Consider the following 15,470-nt stretch of genomic DNA (forward strand, 5'->3'; position numbering starts at 1 on the left):
AACTCAAAATGATGAACAACATCTACAGGACAGCGAACGTGCCTTGCGCTTTTGCGACCAGTTTGTCGCCCTGCATCACGTCGGCCTCGACCACCAGCGTGCGGCGGCCCGGGTGGATCACCCGCGCCGTGCACAGCACCTCGCCGTCGGATACGGCGCGGATGTAGTTGATCTTGCACTCGATGGTCGCGCTCTGCTGGTCGAAGCCGTGGGTGCTGGAACAGGCCAGCCCCATGGCGATATCCACCAGACTGAACAGCGCGCCACCGTGCAATTTGCCGCCGCGATTGCGCAGTTGCGGTTCCAGCACCAGGGCGACTTGCGCCACCCCGGTTTCCAGGCTGTGCAGGCGGCAGCCCAACAGCTGGAAAAACGCGCTCTCGACGAGCCCGGCCGGAATCTCCATCAGCGTTTCTTCAACTGCTTGGCGTTAGCGAACAGCGAAGCCATGGCGTTGTTCACCGGAGCGGCTGTGGCTGTTTCCTTGCGCGGCGCGTTGTTCGACGACTGGCGCGGTGCCGAGCCTGGACGCGAACCGCGGGCACCGTCGATCTTCTCGCCCGGGGTATCACTCATGCGCATCGACAGGCCGACGCGTTTGCGCGGGATGTCGACTTCCATGACCTTCACTTTCACCACGTCACCGGCCTTCACCGCTTCGCGTGGGTCCTTGATGAACTTCTCCGACAGCGCCGAGATGTGCACCAGACCGTCCTGATGCACGCCGATGTCGACGAACGCGCCAAACGCGGTCACGTTGGTCACGACGCCTTCGAGGATCATCCCCAGTTGCAGGTCTTTGAGGTCTTCGACGCCTTCCTGGAACTCGGCAGTCTTGAACTCCGGACGCGGGTCGCGGCCGGGTTTTTCCAGTTCTTGCAGGATGTCGGTGACGGTGGGCAGACCGAAGGTTTCGTCGGTGAATTTCTTCGGATCCAGACGCTTGAGGAATGCGGCGTCGCCGATCAGCGAGCGAATGTCACGGTCGGTTTCAGCGGCAATGCGCTGCACCAGCGGATAGGCTTCCGGGTGAACAGCGGAAGAATCCAGCGGGTTGTCGCCGTTCATCACGCGCAGGAAGCCTGCGGCCTGTTCGAAGGTTTTCTCGCCCAGACGCGCAACTTTCTTCAGCGCCGCACGGGTCTTGAAGGCGCCGTGCTCGTCACGGTGGGCAACGATGTTCTGCGCCAGGGTCGCGTTGAGGCCGGAGATCCGCGCCAGCAAGGCCACCGAGGCGGTGTTCACATCGACACCGACGGCGTTCACGCAGTCCTCGACCACCGCATCCAGACCGCGCGCCAGCTTCAGCTGCGACACGTCGTGCTGGTACTGGCCGACACCGATGGATTTCGGATCGATCTTCACCAACTCGGCCAGTGGATCCTGCAAGCGACGGGCAATCGACACCGCACCACGGATCGACACGTCCAGATCCGGGAATTCCTTGGCTGCCAGTTCCGATGCCGAGTACACCGAGGCGCCGGCCTCGGAGACCATGACCTTGGTCATCTTCATCGCCGGGTATTTTTTGATCAGCTCGATCGCCAGTTTGTCGGTTTCGCGGCTGGCGGTGCCGTTGCCGATGGCGATCAGATCAACCGAGTGCTTGGCGCACAGGGCGGCCAGGATCGCGATGGTCTGATCCCACTTGTTGTGCGGCACATGCGGATAAACCGTGGCGTGATCGAGCAGCTTGCCGGTGGAGTCCACCACCGCGACCTTGCAGCCGGTACGCAGGCCCGGGTCAAGGCCCAGGGTCGCACGCGGGCCGGCCGGCGCCGCCAGCAGCAGATCATGCAGGTTGTGGGCGAAGACGTTGATTGCCTCGGTTTCGGCACCGTCGCGCAGCTCGCCGAGCAGGTCGGTTTCCAGGTGCGTGTAGAGCTTGACCTTCCAGGTCCAGCGCACCACTTCACCGAGCCATTTGTCGGCCGGACGGTTCTGGTTCTGGATGCCGAATTGCTGGCCGATCATGCCTTCGCACGGGTGCATGGTGCCCGGCAGTTCGTCGCCGACTTTCAGTGCGGAGCTGAGGATGCCTTCGTTGCGGCCACGGAAAATCGCGAGTGCGCGGTGCGACGGCATGCTTTTCAGCGGCTCGTCGTGTTCGAAGTAGTCGCGGAACTTGGCGCCTTCTTCTTCCTTGCCAGCGATCACGCGGGCGCTGATGGTCGCTTCCTGCTTGAGGAAGTTACGCAGCTTCTCCAGCAGACTGGCGTCTTCGGCGAAGCGCTCCATCAGGATGTACTTGGCGCCTTCCAGCGCAGCTTTCACGTCGGCTACGCCTTTCTCGGCGTCGACGAAGCGTGCGGCTTCGGTTTCTGGCGACAGATTCGGGTCGTTGAACAGGCCGTCGGCCAGCTCGCCGAGGCCGGCTTCCAGGGCAATCTGGCCCTTGGTGCGGCGCTTCTGCTTGTACGGCAGGTACAAGTCTTCGAGGCGGGTCTTGGTGTCGGCGAGTTTGATGTCGCGCTCGAGGGCGGGGGTGAGTTTGCCCTGCTCCTGGATGCTGGCGAGGATGCTGATGCGCCGTTCGTCGAGTTCTCGCAGGTAGCGCAGACGCTCTTCCAGATGACGCAGCTGGGTGTCATCGAGGCTGCCGGTGACTTCTTTCCGGTAACGGGCGATGAAGGGAACGGTAGAGCCTTCATCGAGTAGCGCGACGGCCGCTTCGACCTGTTGCGGGCGTACGCCGAGTTCCTCGGCGATGCGGCTGTTGATGCTGTCCATAAAACCACCTGACATAGTGTGAAAGCAGGCTCGCAGGCACGGAAATAAAGGCCCGGAGTCTGGTTGAGCGGCTAGAAAATTGCCGCTGCCTGGGTCAAAAGGCTCCCCATTGACCCGTGAAATCGAACAATTACTGCGGCCACCGCGAAAAAAGCCCGGCCACCTGCGGTAACGATTCAGACGTTGCCTGGCACAAAACGCCGCGCATTATAACCAGCGTTCTGTCATTCGGGGGTGTAGCAGTCTGTAGGCATAAACCCCGGTTTTCTGGCAGTGAAGGAAAAATCTGCTAACAATGCACACGGTGCGTATAACGGCAGCTACGCCATAATGCGCGCCGAGCTAAAAGGAGCATCCAATGAGCAGCACTGCAAACAATGCTGAAGGCGAAAAAATTCTTATTGTTGACGACGATCCGGGGCTGAGCAGCCTGCTGGAACGCTTTTTCGTCAGCAAGGGCTACCGCGCCCGTGCCGTACCGAACACCGAGCAAATGGACCGCCTGCTGTCGCGTGAAGTGTTCAACCTGGTGGTCCTCGACCTGATGCTGCCGGGCGAAGACGGCCTGACCGCATGCCGTCGCCTGCGGGCGGCGAACAATCAGATTCCGATCATCATGCTCACCGCCAAGGGCGATGAGATGAGCCGCATCAAGGGCCTGGAACTGGGCGCCGATGACTACCTGGCCAAGCCGTTCAACCCGGACGAGCTGATGGCTCGGGTCAAAGCGGTTCTGCGTCGTCAGGCCGCACCGGTGCCGGGCGCGCCGGGCAGCGAAGACGAAAATGTCACCTTCGGTGATTACGTGCTGTCGCTGGCGACCCGCGAACTGAAACGTGGCGATGAAGTGCACATGCTCACCACCGGTGAGTTTGCGGTGCTCAAGGCGCTGGTGATGAACGCGCGTCAGCCGCTGACCCGCGACAAACTGATGAACCTGGCCCGTGGTCGCGAGTGGGATGCCCTGGAGCGTTCCATCGATGTGCAGATTTCCCGTCTGCGCCGGATGATCGAACCGGATCCGTCGAAACCGCGCTACATCCAGACGGTCTGGGGCGTGGGCTACGTGTTCGTGCCGGATGGCGCCGCCACCAAGTGATCGGCGATTTGTAGGAGCGGGTCTGCGCAGATCGGGTTGATCGACCCTCTGCGCAGACTCGCAATCCGCAATATGCGAGCATGGCTCGCTCCTGCAAGTGTGTAACGGTTATCGATGAAAACCCCCGTCTGGTTCCCCCAAAGTTTTTTCTCCCGCACCCTTTGGCTGGTGCTCATCGTCGTGCTGTTTTCCAAGGCGCTGACCCTGGTTTATCTGTTGATGAACGAGGACGTGCTGGTGGATCGCCAATACAGCCACGGCGTCGCCCTGACGCTGCGTGCCTATTGGGCGGCCGATGAAGAAAACCGCGCGAAGATCGCCGATGCCGCGACGCTGATCCGGGTGGTCGGCGCCGGTGTGCCGGAGGGCGAACAGCACTGGCCGTACAGTGAAATTTATCAGCGGCAGATGCAGGCGGAGCTGGGCGCCGATACCGAAGTGCGTTTGCGCATGCACTCGCCGCCGGCGCTGTGGGTGCGTGCACCGAGCCTGGGCGATGGCTGGCTGAAAGTGCCGCTGTACCCGCATCCATTGCGCGGCCAGAAAATCTGGAACGTGCTTGGCTGGTTCCTCGCCATCGGCTTGCTGTCCACCGCCTCGGCGTGGATTTTCGTCAGCCAGCTCAACCAGCCTTTGAAGCGTCTGGTGTACGCCGCCCGACAACTGGGTCAGGGCCGCAGCGTACGTCTGCCGATCAGCGACACACCGAGCGAGATGACCGAGGTGTACCGCGCCTTCAACCAGATGGCCGAAGACGTCGAACAGGCCGGTCGCGAGCGCGAGCTGATGCTGGCGGGGGTCTCCCATGATTTGCGCACGCCGCTGACCCGTTTGCGGCTGTCGCTGGAGCTGATGGGCGACCGCAATGACCTGACCGACGACATGGTCCGCGACATCGAAGACATGGACGCGATTCTCGACCAGTTTCTCGCGTTCATTCGTGACGGTCGTGACGAGTCGGTGGAAGAAGTGGACCTGAGCGATCTGGTGCGTGAGGTGGCCGCACCCTATAACCAGAGCGAAGAGAAAGTGCGCCTGCGACTGGAACCGATCCAGCCGTTTCCACTGCGCCGGGTGTCGATGAAACGCCTGCTGAACAACCTGATCGGCAACGCCCTGAACCATGCCGGCAGTGGCGTCGAGGTCGCGGCTTATGTGTCTGGCGATACCAGCGCGCCGTACGTGGTGTTGAGCGTGATGGACCGTGGCGCGGGGATTGATCCGTCAGAGCTTGAGGCGATCTTCAACCCGTTCACCCGTGGCGACCGTGCCCGGGGTGGCAAAGGTACCGGGTTGGGTCTGGCGATTGTGAAGCGGATTGCTTCGATGCATGGCGGCAATGTCGAGTTGCGCAACCGTTCCGGTGGCGGGCTGGAAGCGCGGGTAAGGTTGCCGTTGGGGTTGATGTTGCCGCGGGATGCTGTTTAACCGTTGAAAAAGATCGCTGCCTTCGGCAGCGCCTGCAGGGTACGGATTCCCATGCAGGCGCTGCCGAAAGCGGCGATCTTTTGCTTTTAACCCTTGCCCTTGGTGCGGGTCATGTTCGGCCCGCCATTCTTCTCGAGGTGTTCGATGATGATCCCCGCCACGTTCTTGCCGGTGGTGGTCTCGATGCCTTCCAGGCCCGGCGACGAGTTCACTTCCATCACCAGCGGCCCGTGGTTCGAGCGCAAAATATCCACGCCCGCCACCGCCAGGCCCATGACCTTGGCCGCACGCAACGCAGTCATGCGTTCCTCCGGGGTGATCTTGATCAGGCTGGCGCTGCCGCCACGGTGCAGGTTGGAGCGGAACTCGCCCGGTTTGGCCTGACGTTTCATGGCTGCGATCACCTTGTCGCCGACCACGAAGCAGCGGATATCCGCACCGCCGGCTTCCTTGATGTATTCCTGAACCATGATGTTCTGCTTCAGGCCCATGAACGCCTCGATCACCGATTCGGCTGCGGTTGCGGTTTCGCACAGCACCACACCGATGCCTTGAGTGCCTTCCAGCACCTTGATCACCAGCGGCGCGCCGTTGACCATGTCGATCAGGTCGGGAATGTCGTCCGGCGAGTGAGCGAAGCCGGTGACCGGCAGGCCGATGCCGCGACGCGACAGCAGTTGCAGCGAACGCAATTTGTCCCGGGAGCGGGCAATGGCCACCGACTCGTTGAGCGGAAACACCCCCATCATTTCGAACTGGCGCAACACCGCGCAGCCATAAAACGTCACCGATGCACCGATTCGCGGAATCACCGCGTCGAAGCCTTCCAGCGGTTTGCCGCGGTAGTGGATTTGCGGCTTGTGGCTGGCAATGTTCATGTAGGCGCGCAAGGTGTCGATCACGACCATTTCATGCCCGCGCTCGGTGCCGGCTTCGACCAGGCGACGGGTGGAATACAGACGCGGATTCCGCGACAGCACAGCGATCTTCATGCAACACCTGTGGAGGAGGTAGATACCGGGAACACCGGCTTGTCTTGTACATATTTGATGCCCGGATTGACCACCAGCTGGCCGTCGATCAAGGCTTTGGACCCGAGCAACAGGCGATAGCGCATGGACTTGCGGCAGGCGAGGGTAAACTCGACGTGCCAGACCCGATCACCGAGGGCCAGGGTGGTGCTGATCACATAGCGCACCTGCGCCTGGCCGTTGGAGCTTTTGATGGTTTTGCGCGTCACCAGCGGTGCTTCGCAACGCCGATGACGCAACTGCACCACCGTGCCCAGATGCGCGGTGAAACGCACCCACTTCTCGCCATCGCGTTCGAACGGTTCAATGTCGGTGGCGTGCAGGCTGGAGGTGCTGGCGCCGGTGTCGATTTTCGCCCGCAGGCCCGCGACTCCCAGATCCGGGAGCGCCACCCACTCGCGCAGACCGACAACGGTCAAATGGTCAAATGTCTTCAAAAAAATGCTCAACCGTGGCAACCGCTCAGCCCGCAAGGGCCGGGTTCGCGGTATTCACGCAGAATAAGGGTTAAAAGGCGACAGATTTCTATGGCCCGGATCGCCGACGCCTCAAGCGGGTGTCGGCTGGTGCGCATTGTAATCCGCGGCGGCGTCATTCATGGCACGACAGAAACGGTAGTACAGTTCATCAATATTTCAGAATGAGGAAATTCCATGGCACAAAAAAGCGAAGAGGACGACAAGGTCCGGCTCGACAAGTGGTTGTGGGCGGCGCGCTTTTATAAAACCCGGGCGCTGGCCAAAGCAGCCATCGAAAGTGGCAAGGTGCACTGCCGAGGGGAGCGCTGCAAGCCTGGCAAAGAGCCACGCATTGGCGATGAATTCGAGATTCGTACCGGTTTTGAAGAGCGCACGGTGAGGGTCGACGCCTTGTCGATCGTGCGTCGCGGCGCACCCGAGGCGCAGACGCTGTATTCCGAGACCGAGGCGAGTATTGCCAAACGTGAAGCGGCAGCGGCGATGCGTAAGGCCGGGGCGCTGGGCGTGAGCACTGATGGCAAACCGAGCAAGAAGCAACGGCGGGATCTGTTCAAATTTCGTGGCAGCAGCCACGAGTAGTGTGCGACGAACACACTTGTGGCGAGGGAGCTTGCTCCCGCTGGCGGCCGAAGGACGCCCTGTACAGGCGAGCACGTATTTCAAAATACAACTGCATCGACGGGTAAAGCGACTGCTACGCAGCCGAGCGGGAGCAAGCTCCCTCGCCACAGGTCTTCACACAACTGTCAGTTCGCGGCAGACACCACACTCATCCGCGAAACCACCGGCAGCTTGCCCAGCAGATTGAAAACCGGCGCAGTCACCTTCAGCCAGAAGTTGGCGGCGTGATAAGCGAATGGTGTGTAGTAACCCCAGCCCAACGCCCATACCGCCAGCAGCATGCCGCCGATGTAATCGTCCTGGCCCCAGTGCGCGCCGGCCACCAGACGCGGCAGCATGAACAGCAGTGCCAGGCCCCAGACGGTCAGGAACTGACCAACAGTACGGCTGAACACGCCCATGAACAGTGCCCAGATCAGCAACACCGAAGCGTGGTCACCGGGGAAGCTCTGGCTCGAGCGATCCTTCAGCTCCCAGGCTTTTTCCAGGTGCGGGAAGTAATCACTCAGGTGCACCGCGCCTTCCAGCACCATCGACGGGCTGCTGTGCTGCCAGTCCATGTAGTCGGCGAATTTGGAAAACAGCGCGCGAATCACCACCATCAACAGCAGGATCGAGAAAAATCCGAAGAAGGCGCGACGCACATCAATCGCCTTGAACACCCAGTCGCCCTTGATCAGCAGCGTCAGCAGGATCAGTCCGACGATGATGTCGAACGGGCGCAGACTTGCAATTGCCCAGATGTGGAGCCATATGGGGTTGCTGGCCAGTGGTGCATTGAGTGAGCGGAACAGCCACTCGTCGAAAATCACACACAGCATTTGGCCCGTAGGCCATAACCAGAAAGCCAGTAGCGCCAAGGGCACTACGTTACACAGAACCAGCCGGCCGAGGTTCCACCTTGATTGGAACAAACCCGGATTGTTCATAAAATGCCTCCCATGGCTTAGCGCTGGCACCAAAAAGGGTGCCAAGAAGCGCAAATTTTCACGTCTTGTAACCATTTTGTCACCACATTCAGATACCCAAAATTATGACCGACCTAGCGGATACCGATTTCACCCAACGTTTCATCTTCGATGACAGCGACACACGCGGCGAACTGGTTGCGCTTGAGCGCAGCTACGCCGAAGTCCTCGCCAAGCACCCGTACCCGGAGCCGGTCGCGCAATTGCTGGGCGAATTGATGGCGGCGGCCTCGTTGCTGGTGGGCACCCTGAAATTCGACGGCTTGCTGATTCTGCAGGCGCGCTCCGAAGGCCCGATTCCGCTGCTGATGATCGAATGCTCCAGCGAGCGCGAGATCCGTGGTCTGGCGCGTTATAACGCCGAGCAGATCGCCCCGGATGCGACCCTTGCCGACCTGATGCCGGGCGGTGACCTGACCCTGACCGTCGACCCGACGATCGGCCAGCGTTACCAGGGTATCGTCGATCTCGACGGTGAAACCCTGTCGGAATGCTTCACCAATTATTTCGTCATGTCTCAGCAGGTTGGCACCCGCTTCAAGCTGTTCGCCGACGGCCGTCGTGCCCGCGGCATGCTGCTGCAGCAACTGCCGGCCGACCGTCTGAAAGACGAAGAAGAGCGCGCCGCCAGCTGGCAGCACATCACCGCGCTGGCCAGCACCCTGAACGCCGATGAATTGCTCAGCCTGGACAACGAAACCGTTCTGCATCGTCTCTACCACGAAGAGCAGGTGCGTTTGTTCGATGTGCAAAACCTGCGCTTCCGCTGCAGCTGCTCGCGGGAGCGCTCGGGTAATGCGCTGGTCAGCCTGGGTCTGGAAGACGCGCAGGCACTGGTGGCCGAACGCGGTGGCGAAGTCGAGATCGATTGCCAGTTCTGCAACCAGCGTTACCTGTTCGACTCGGCCGATATTGCTCAATTGTTCGCTGGCGCAGGCGTCGACACGCCGTCAGATACCCGGCACTAAAACGGTTCAGCGCAGGTAAATTCACTGCGTAACGACGGAATTTCGCCGTTACGACGGGAGGACCCTACTCTTTTTGGGCTTTTCTGGCATAATCCGGCCCACTTTTTTCGCGGTAGTAGTGCACGACTTTCTACTACAAAACGTTTGGAGCACACTCGGCCACTGGCCGACGGGGAACCTCATGACGCAAGCCAATAACGCCGTGTACACCGATCTGAGTGTTGATGATCTGGTTAAAGAAGCCCTGCAGCGCGGTGAGGGCGAGCTTGCCGATACCGGCGCTCTGGTAGTCCGCACCGGTCACCGTACCGGTCGTTCGCCAGTCGATCGTTTCATCGTTGAAGAGCCTTCCACCCAGGCCGCTATCGCCTGGGGCCCGATCAACCGCAAGTTCCCGGCCGACAAGTTCGACGCGCTGTGGGCTCGTGTCGAGGCGTTCAACAACGCGCAAGAGCACTTTGTTTCCCACGTGCATGTAGGTGCGGCTGAAGATCACTACCTGGCCGTGAAAATGACCACCCAGACTGCCTGGCAGAACCTGTTCGGTCGTTGCCTGTTCATCAACCCGGCCCAGTACAACCCGGCCGGTCGTGAAGAGTGGCAAGTGCTCAACGTGGCCAACTTCGAGTGCGTGCCTGAGCGTGACGGCACCAACTCCGACGGTTGCGTGATCATCAACTTCGCGCAGAAGAAAGTGCTGATTGCCGGCATGCGTTACGCCGGTGAGATGAAGAAAGCCATGTTCTCCGTGCAGAACTTCCTGCTGCCGGCCGCTGACGTGCTGCCAATGCACTGCGCTGCCAACATCGGCGAAGAAGGCGATGTGACCCTGTTCTTCGGTCTGTCGGGCACTGGTAAAACCACCCTGTCGGCCGATGAAAGCCGTTACCTGATCGGTGACGACGAACACGGCTGGGGCGAAGGCGTTGTCTTCAACATCGAAGGCGGCTGCTACGCCAAGTGCATCGACCTGTCCGAGAAGAACGAACCGGTCATCTGGAAAGCCATCAAGCACGGCGCCGTCCTGGAAAACGTGGTCATCGACGACGCCAAGCACGCCGACTACGCCGATGTCAGCCTGACCCAGAACAGCCGCGCGGCCTACCCGCTGGAGCACGTTGCCAAGCGTTCCGCGAAGAACCTGGGCGGCGAGCCAAACGCGGTGATCTTCCTGACCTGCGACCTGACCGGCGTCCTGCCGCCAGTGTCGATCCTCAACGAAGAACAAGCGGCCTACCACTTCCTGTCCGGCTACACCGCGCTGGTGGGCTCGACTGAAATGGGTTCGGGCAGCGGCATCAAGTCGACCTTCTCCACCTGCTTCGGCGCACCGTTCTTCCCGCGTCCGGCTGGTGAATACGCCGAGTTGCTGATCAAGCGCATCCGCGGCTTCGGCTCCAAGGTCTACCTGGTCAACACCGGCTGGACCGGCGGTGGCTACGGCGTCGGCAAACGCTTCAACATCCCGACCACCCGTGCGGTGATCGCCGCGATCCAGAGCGGCGCACTGATCGGTGCCGCCACCGAGCACCTGGACACCATCAACCTCGACGTGCCACTGGCCGTACCGGGCGTTGAAACCAACCTGCTCAACCCACGCAACACCTGGGCTGACAAAGCTGCCTACGACGAAGCGGCCAAGGCCCTGGCCGGTCTGTTCATCGAGAACTTCAAAAAGTTCGAAGTGAGCGACGCGATCAAGGCGGCGGGTCCTAAGTTGTAAGACTTAGTTCTGGTGAATGAAAAGCCGCCTCTTGAGGGCGGCTTTTTTTCTTATATAAGCCCTCATTTATTCTTCCTGTGTTTTTTCTTGCAGGCAAGAACAGCATCTACCTCGATTCTTGCAAGATTGACCTCAAAGTCTAAAGCCCTTAATGTTCTGAAAGCATTTTTCAACGTTACTTTTGAAAAAAAAGGTAGCTTTTTCGGTATCTCTCGGTTTACGGCAATGGCATATACAACGCAGAATTTTTTTGATTCTGGCCGAATGTCTATATCAGCTAACTTCATTTCTTCAGGTAGTTTTTTGTTTAGTCTTTTTCGGAACTCTTTGTCACTAACAAATGCTTCGGCAGCGACGCAGCCTTGAGAGAATAAGTGGCTTAGGGTGCTCGAGCTTCTATAGTATTTGACGTGAATTAAGTCTCGAGAGTTTCTTAAAATATCGCAAAACTCGATTTTGTCATTTTTTCCGCCAAGTCCAATAGTTTTTTTGTCAAACAGTACATAATTAGGGTCGTTTGCAACGACATAGTTGTTGTATTCGTCTTCCCTTTCATGGTTGTAAGTTGGAAGGGTGTATTGATACTGCGTTAATTCACTGAGGTAGTTGTCTATGCGTTTCACGAAGTCTTGATTTACTCTGTACCATATCCCGTTTCTAAGGATATATTGTTCACTGCCATATGTTATTTCGGCGTAAAGACAGCGATATGCAGACCATGACTTATTGCTATGATGTTCCTCGTGAACTATAAAAATTTGTTGTTTCTTCAAGGCTTTTGTACATATTTTCTCTTGACTATTGGTCTGTAAATGCCTTGCGAGTTCTTTAATTTCTAATGTCGGATGTATTGCCGCCTTGTAATGCTGGTCAAATGAGTACCCCGATTGATACTCCCAATCTACGATTTCTGGCTCACCTAGCCAAAAATGATCAAGATGCTGATCGACGGATAATCTCTCATCCAGCTCCATGTCGAGTAATAATGCAACGTCTGGGTCTTTTATTTTACTTATGTTGTCCACCCATTCGAAGTTTTCTGGAAGCTTCATTTTGAAGCGTTCTAGTGCTTCAAATAGGATGTCTGATAATGTATCAAGAGTCACTTCTGGGCATATGACAAGAGCATCTCTGCCAGTTATTTGAGTCCCGAATATGCTGACCATGGACTCCCCAGTTATCGCGTAAAGCATATCCGTCTCCGAGTCTATTTCAAGCTCAAAGATTCCTACGCTTTTAGGGCTCTGATTTCTCGAGTTCAGTGGATTGTCTTCATAGTTTGACTTGTCCAGGCTTCTGAGCTTTTCAGGACTTACAGAGTTTAAGGTTACGCGAAGACCAAAGTCGCGTTCAATGCTGTCGGATATTATCAAGTGGTAGCCTGAGCCAAAAGCTAGAGAGAATATTTTCCCATGAACTCGAATTACTAATAGCGCGCCGACGGTATTTCCCTGTCCAAAAATTTCTGGTGAGAATTCTTGATCCTTGCAAAGGAAACTTGCCCATTTGGGGGGGGTGAGGATCGACTTCCTTTTTTATATAAAGCGTTGCGGATCCCGTAGGAAGCTTTACTGTTTTTGGGGCGATTGAGTTTTCAACTTTTACAAACTCTATGTCGGATGCATGGTCGTTTTTTGCCAAGTAGATTGAAAGTTTTTCTTTGTTCTTTTTAGCTCTTGGCATTTTTTACTCCCTGTCTACCGGTTGCCGATTGTTCAAGGTCCCAAAAACGTTTTCCACCAAGTATCTATTACTCATTCCTCTGTATTGGATTTTATCGCTTTAGAGGAAGATTAGATCATAGCCATCAGATCGCCAGTGTGCCAACCAATTAGTTCACTAGGTTGATGAGGTGGCTTTTTTCGAAGTGTTAAAAAGCCATCTGAGCTGCAAGTTACTTGCTTGGCCATGAGTGTTACTGTCGGCCAGAATCCCGAAACGCCGGCTCCATGCTGTCCTGCTCACGCTTAGACAGGCGCAGAACCCCAGCGATGGTTTGCCACTGACTAACAACGGCCCGAAACCGTTCGATGATATTTTCTGTATTTTCCCGGCTGACTCGAAAAAACTCTGCCACTTCTCTAGCCAATTCCAGATCCAAGGCGTTATCAAAGTCCGTGATGTTCAGTTTCAACCCATCCGCATTCGCCACGGGATTAATGTCGTAAGCCTCGGACAACCGCCACCCGCGACCAGGGTCGAGAAGGAATCCGTGGTTACGCAGATGGTCGTCGGTGTTTGAAACGAGAATATTGAAGACAATTCGCGACCATAGCTCGCGCAGGTCGGTGTCGACTTCTGAGCCGTGTTCAATGATCGCTCGAGCCAGTTCGATGTAGCTGGCGCCATTCGAGGCATCGTCACCGTCGACGCGGTCGGTCATGGTCATGGCGGAGGCGAAGTGGAAGCGGCCACCGGATCTGCTTCGGTCAAAGCGTTTAACCATGAAGCAGTGATGCTGGCTCGCATAGCGCTGGGCGGTGGCGGTTGCGACTCTCAAGCCACAATTTTTGGCGAGAGCATTCACCACCATTTCCCAGGCACCGACGTCGTAGTCATCTCGAATGCTTGGAAACTTGGCAATCCACAGATGACCGTGTTGGTCTGCAACGCTGGCTTTGGGTCTGGCGCCACCCAAAGAGCCACCGGGTGCGATCAGCATTCTTAGCCACTCGCGTCCTTCCAGTGCCGTGTTGTCCGGGTCGTTTTCCAGCGCGCGGCTTGCCTGCTCTAATGCGCGCAGCTCTAAAAAGGGTGGCGCTGCCAAGCCGTCGCGGTCATCGAGGAAGCTGCCCTCATCATTGAGCTTGTAGCGCAGACCTCCTACGCGAAAGAGGTCATGTACGCCCAGCAGATAATCGGATTCGTACAGTTTGCTGCCTTTTGGCATCAAGCCGTCCCGAATGTCGCGTTCCTGCCGCCGCTTCATCAGCAAGCGTCCCCAGCGATCAGGGCTTGAGTCTGCGAATACACCGAACTGGGTTTGGTGCCCGCCGGGGAATTGGTGTCCTTCGAAAAAGTTGATACGGGGATCGAGCTTCATGAAGTTCAGTTCAGGATCGGCCAGTGCGGCTGGATCGTACTCAAACTCGAACACTTCGTTAGCACGGGCCTTTCTGACATGCAGGAATCCGAGGCGTCTTGCGCCATTCAAGGATTCCCAATCTGCATAAACCGCAATTCGCGTCATTCTTCACCTGTTTTGGAGCCGCTTTTTTTCTTGTTCAACAGTTCTGAAAGCGAGTGGGTGTTGAGGGGAAAATCTTCCGTCAGGCTGGCGATGTAGGCGCTGTCTTCCTCCACTCTTGTGCTCTTTTCGCCGACCAGAGGCGACTTCTTGATCCTGGATGTTCCGCGTACTCGTTGGGGGGTTGATCCAGGCAGCAATTGCGCGTCCTGCAATCGGCGCCCCATCTCATCGGCCTCGGCCAGTTTATTCAGATCCTTTTCCAGCCCGAGTACCTGCATGACTGATAGATAGGCACCGATGGTTACTCCCGAGCCACCAGACTCCAGTGAGCGCAGGGTTGTCAGCGACATGCCTGATCGTTCTGCGACCTGTTTGGCCGTCAGTTTACGGCGCAGGCGGGCCAGCTTCAGGCGCTCGCCAAACTCGGAAAGCAGTCTGGAAGTCGCGGGCAAGAGCGGTGCTGTCTTATTAGCCATGTGCCAATATTCCTTCATTTTTAAGCCTTAACTACCAGAATAGTAGCACTTAAGACTAAGAAGAATGTTCGGCAAGACAAGTGGAGGCAGAAACAGCTAACTGGAAGTATTCCACCTGTTTTTATGGCTAATAAGCATAATTTTGGTACTTATTTGTCTTCGTCATTGTCAGGAAACGGTGTGCCTTGAAGGTGCTCTTCAATTTTCCAGCGGCATCTTTGGAGCAGGTGGCGAGTCGAGGTCTCCGTGCTCGCGGCGGAAGATTTCATCTGCCTGTTTGACGCTTTCCATCAGCTCATCAAAAAATTTGCTCACGAGAATCTCCATCGTTTGATTGCGTTTTTTCCATCGCTCTCAGGCAGTGCCTGAGAGCGATTCGATCTCTCAGCTTCAGGCCGGGGCTTTCCAGCTGAGCATTTTCTGCTGGGCGACTTGCAGCAGGTCGCAGCCGTCTTTGGTCAGCAGGTAGAGGGCATGGGTGATGTGCGGGATGTCTTCGACGTCGGCGTGTTTGAAGCAGATGCAGTAGAGCGTTTGCAGCAGGTCACTGGACGCACGCAGGCGCTGGACGGCGCATTCGAGGATGTCTTGCGGGTTGGCATCGGTGTCGATGACCAGGGGCTTGGTGTCAGTGAGGTTGGAGTCGACGGGGCGGTAGCGATCGGAGTGGAGCTCGTTCCATGATTTCATTTTTAGATCCTCAATTGCTTCGAATGAAGCCACCACATCGTGACCAAGCGACTGGAGGCGACTGTGT

15 protein-coding genes are annotated in these 15,470 nt (G+C 57.3%); 5 read left to right on the forward strand and 10 right to left on the reverse strand.

Going from position 1 to position 15,470, the window contains the following annotated elements; genetic code table 11:
* Positions 1-22: 22 nt before the first annotated feature.
* Together AC193Q_RS21585 and AC193Q_RS21590 are read right to left on the reverse strand one after the other, a co-directional pair.
* On the reverse strand, positions 23-406 hold the full coding sequence (locus tag AC193Q_RS21585; RefSeq protein ID WP_052912698.1) for a PaaI family thioesterase: 384 nt from the start codon (positions 404-406) through the stop codon (positions 23-25).
* Positions 406-2,730: a Tex family protein gene (locus tag AC193Q_RS21590; RefSeq protein WP_086793978.1), complete on the reverse strand. Its 2,325-nt coding sequence runs from the start codon at positions 2,728-2,730 to the stop codon at positions 406-408. Before AC193Q_RS21590 ends, AC193Q_RS21585 begins: the two co-directional genes overlap by 1 nt.
* A 358-nt stretch (positions 2,731-3,088) precedes the next feature.
* Here AC193Q_RS21590 and ompR point away from each other — a divergent pair, with 358 nt between their 5' ends.
* Positions 3,089-3,829 (forward strand): osmolarity response regulator transcription factor OmpR, encoded by a 741-nt coding sequence (gene ompR / locus AC193Q_RS21595; RefSeq protein WP_007964700.1) that lies wholly within the window; start codon positions 3,089-3,091, stop codon positions 3,827-3,829.
* Positions 3,830-3,943: 114 nt separating this feature from the next.
* Positions 3,944-5,257, forward strand: a complete 1,314-nt coding sequence (locus tag AC193Q_RS21600; protein WP_027611205.1) for an ATP-binding protein — start codon at positions 3,944-3,946, stop codon at positions 5,255-5,257.
* A gap of 86 nt (positions 5,258-5,343) precedes the next feature.
* On the opposite strand, the gene rimK is transcribed toward AC193Q_RS21600, so the two are convergent.
* The gene (rimK, locus tag AC193Q_RS21605; protein WP_007949201.1) at positions 5,344-6,249 is read right to left on the reverse strand and encodes a 30S ribosomal protein S6--L-glutamate ligase; all 906 of its coding nucleotides are present in this window, start codon (positions 6,247-6,249) and stop codon (positions 5,344-5,346) included.
* Positions 6,246-6,725: a retropepsin-like aspartic endopeptidase RimB gene (gene rimB, locus AC193Q_RS21610; RefSeq protein ID WP_121183115.1), complete on the reverse strand. Its 480-nt coding sequence runs from the start codon at positions 6,723-6,725 to the stop codon at positions 6,246-6,248. The genes rimK and rimB overlap by 4 nt, the downstream gene beginning before the upstream one ends.
* A gap of 216 nt (positions 6,726-6,941) precedes the next feature.
* Here rimB and AC193Q_RS21615 point away from each other — a divergent pair, with 216 nt between their 5' ends.
* On the forward strand, positions 6,942-7,346 hold the full coding sequence (locus tag AC193Q_RS21615) for an RNA-binding S4 domain-containing protein (RefSeq protein WP_047290815.1): 405 nt from the start codon (positions 6,942-6,944) through the stop codon (positions 7,344-7,346).
* Between the two features lie 167 nt (positions 7,347-7,513).
* On the opposite strand, the gene AC193Q_RS21620 is transcribed toward AC193Q_RS21615, so the two are convergent.
* Positions 7,514-8,317 (reverse strand): phosphatase PAP2 family protein, encoded by an 804-nt coding sequence (locus tag AC193Q_RS21620; protein WP_047290816.1) that lies wholly within the window; start codon positions 8,315-8,317, stop codon positions 7,514-7,516.
* A gap of 104 nt (positions 8,318-8,421) precedes the next feature.
* On the opposite strand from AC193Q_RS21620, the gene hslO reads away from it, so the two are divergent.
* Positions 8,422-9,324 (forward strand): Hsp33 family molecular chaperone HslO, encoded by a 903-nt coding sequence (gene hslO, locus AC193Q_RS21625; RefSeq protein ID WP_483878761.1) that lies wholly within the window; start codon positions 8,422-8,424, stop codon positions 9,322-9,324.
* A 181-nt stretch (positions 9,325-9,505) separates the two neighbouring features.
* Positions 9,506-11,047, forward strand: coding sequence for a phosphoenolpyruvate carboxykinase (locus AC193Q_RS21630; RefSeq protein ID WP_041071255.1), 1,542 nt, complete (start codon positions 9,506-9,508; stop codon positions 11,045-11,047).
* A 62-nt stretch (positions 11,048-11,109) separates the two neighbouring features.
* Here AC193Q_RS21630 and AC193Q_RS21635 read toward each other — a convergent pair whose 3' ends face one another.
* From AC193Q_RS21635 to AC193Q_RS21655, 5 genes are all read right to left on the reverse strand, one after another.
* On the reverse strand, positions 11,110-12,510 hold the full coding sequence (locus tag AC193Q_RS21635) for a TIGR04141 family sporadically distributed protein (protein ID WP_483879641.1): 1,401 nt from the start codon (positions 12,508-12,510) through the stop codon (positions 11,110-11,112).
* Positions 12,398-12,730, reverse strand: a complete 333-nt coding sequence (locus tag AC193Q_RS21640; protein ID WP_483878762.1) for a hypothetical protein — start codon at positions 12,728-12,730, stop codon at positions 12,398-12,400. The genes AC193Q_RS21635 and AC193Q_RS21640 overlap by 113 nt, the downstream gene beginning before the upstream one ends.
* A gap of 232 nt (positions 12,731-12,962) precedes the next feature.
* Positions 12,963-14,237, reverse strand: coding sequence for a type II toxin-antitoxin system HipA family toxin (locus AC193Q_RS21645; protein ID WP_239778540.1), 1,275 nt, complete (start codon positions 14,235-14,237; stop codon positions 12,963-12,965).
* On the reverse strand, positions 14,234-14,713 hold the full coding sequence (locus tag AC193Q_RS21650) for a helix-turn-helix domain-containing protein (protein WP_239778541.1): 480 nt from the start codon (positions 14,711-14,713) through the stop codon (positions 14,234-14,236). Before AC193Q_RS21650 ends, AC193Q_RS21645 begins: the two co-directional genes overlap by 4 nt.
* A gap of 390 nt (positions 14,714-15,103) precedes the next feature.
* Positions 15,104-15,403, reverse strand: coding sequence for a hypothetical protein (locus AC193Q_RS21655; RefSeq protein WP_182403391.1), 300 nt, complete (start codon positions 15,401-15,403; stop codon positions 15,104-15,106).
* Positions 15,404-15,470 lie beyond the last annotated feature (67 nt).

It is taken from the genome of Pseudomonas sp. F2 (genome assembly GCF_057174385.1).

Bases quoted from the DNA above. Each gene is read 5' to 3' on its own strand.
- AC193Q_RS21585 (WP_052912698.1), bottom strand. From the start codon at position 406: ATGGAGATTCCGGCCGGGCTCGTCGAGAGCGCGTTTTTCCAGCTGTTG.
- AC193Q_RS21590 (WP_086793978.1), bottom strand. From the start codon at position 2,730: ATGGACAGCATCAACAGCCGCATCGCCGAGGAACTCGGCGTACGCCCG.
- ompR (WP_007964700.1), top strand. From the start codon at position 3,089: ATGAGCAGCACTGCAAACAATGCTGAAGGCGAAAAAATTCTTATTGTT.
- AC193Q_RS21600 (WP_027611205.1), top strand. From the start codon at position 3,944: ATGAAAACCCCCGTCTGGTTCCCCCAAAGTTTTTTCTCCCGCACCCTT.
- rimK (WP_007949201.1), bottom strand. From the start codon at position 6,249: ATGAAGATCGCTGTGCTGTCGCGGAATCCGCGTCTGTATTCCACCCGT.
- AC193Q_RS21615 (WP_047290815.1), top strand. From the start codon at position 6,942: ATGGCACAAAAAAGCGAAGAGGACGACAAGGTCCGGCTCGACAAGTGG.
- AC193Q_RS21620 (WP_047290816.1), bottom strand. From the start codon at position 8,317: ATGAACAATCCGGGTTTGTTCCAATCAAGGTGGAACCTCGGCCGGCTG.
- hslO (WP_483878761.1), top strand. From the start codon at position 8,422: ATGACCGACCTAGCGGATACCGATTTCACCCAACGTTTCATCTTCGAT.
- AC193Q_RS21630 (WP_041071255.1), top strand. From the start codon at position 9,506: ATGACGCAAGCCAATAACGCCGTGTACACCGATCTGAGTGTTGATGAT.
- AC193Q_RS21640 (WP_483878762.1), bottom strand. From the start codon at position 12,730: ATGCCAAGAGCTAAAAAGAACAAAGAAAAACTTTCAATCTACTTGGCA.
- AC193Q_RS21645 (WP_239778540.1), bottom strand. From the start codon at position 14,237: ATGACGCGAATTGCGGTTTATGCAGATTGGGAATCCTTGAATGGCGCA.
- AC193Q_RS21650 (WP_239778541.1), bottom strand. From the start codon at position 14,713: ATGGCTAATAAGACAGCACCGCTCTTGCCCGCGACTTCCAGACTGCTT.
- AC193Q_RS21655 (WP_182403391.1), bottom strand. From the start codon at position 15,403: ATGAAATCATGGAACGAGCTCCACTCCGATCGCTACCGCCCCGTCGAC.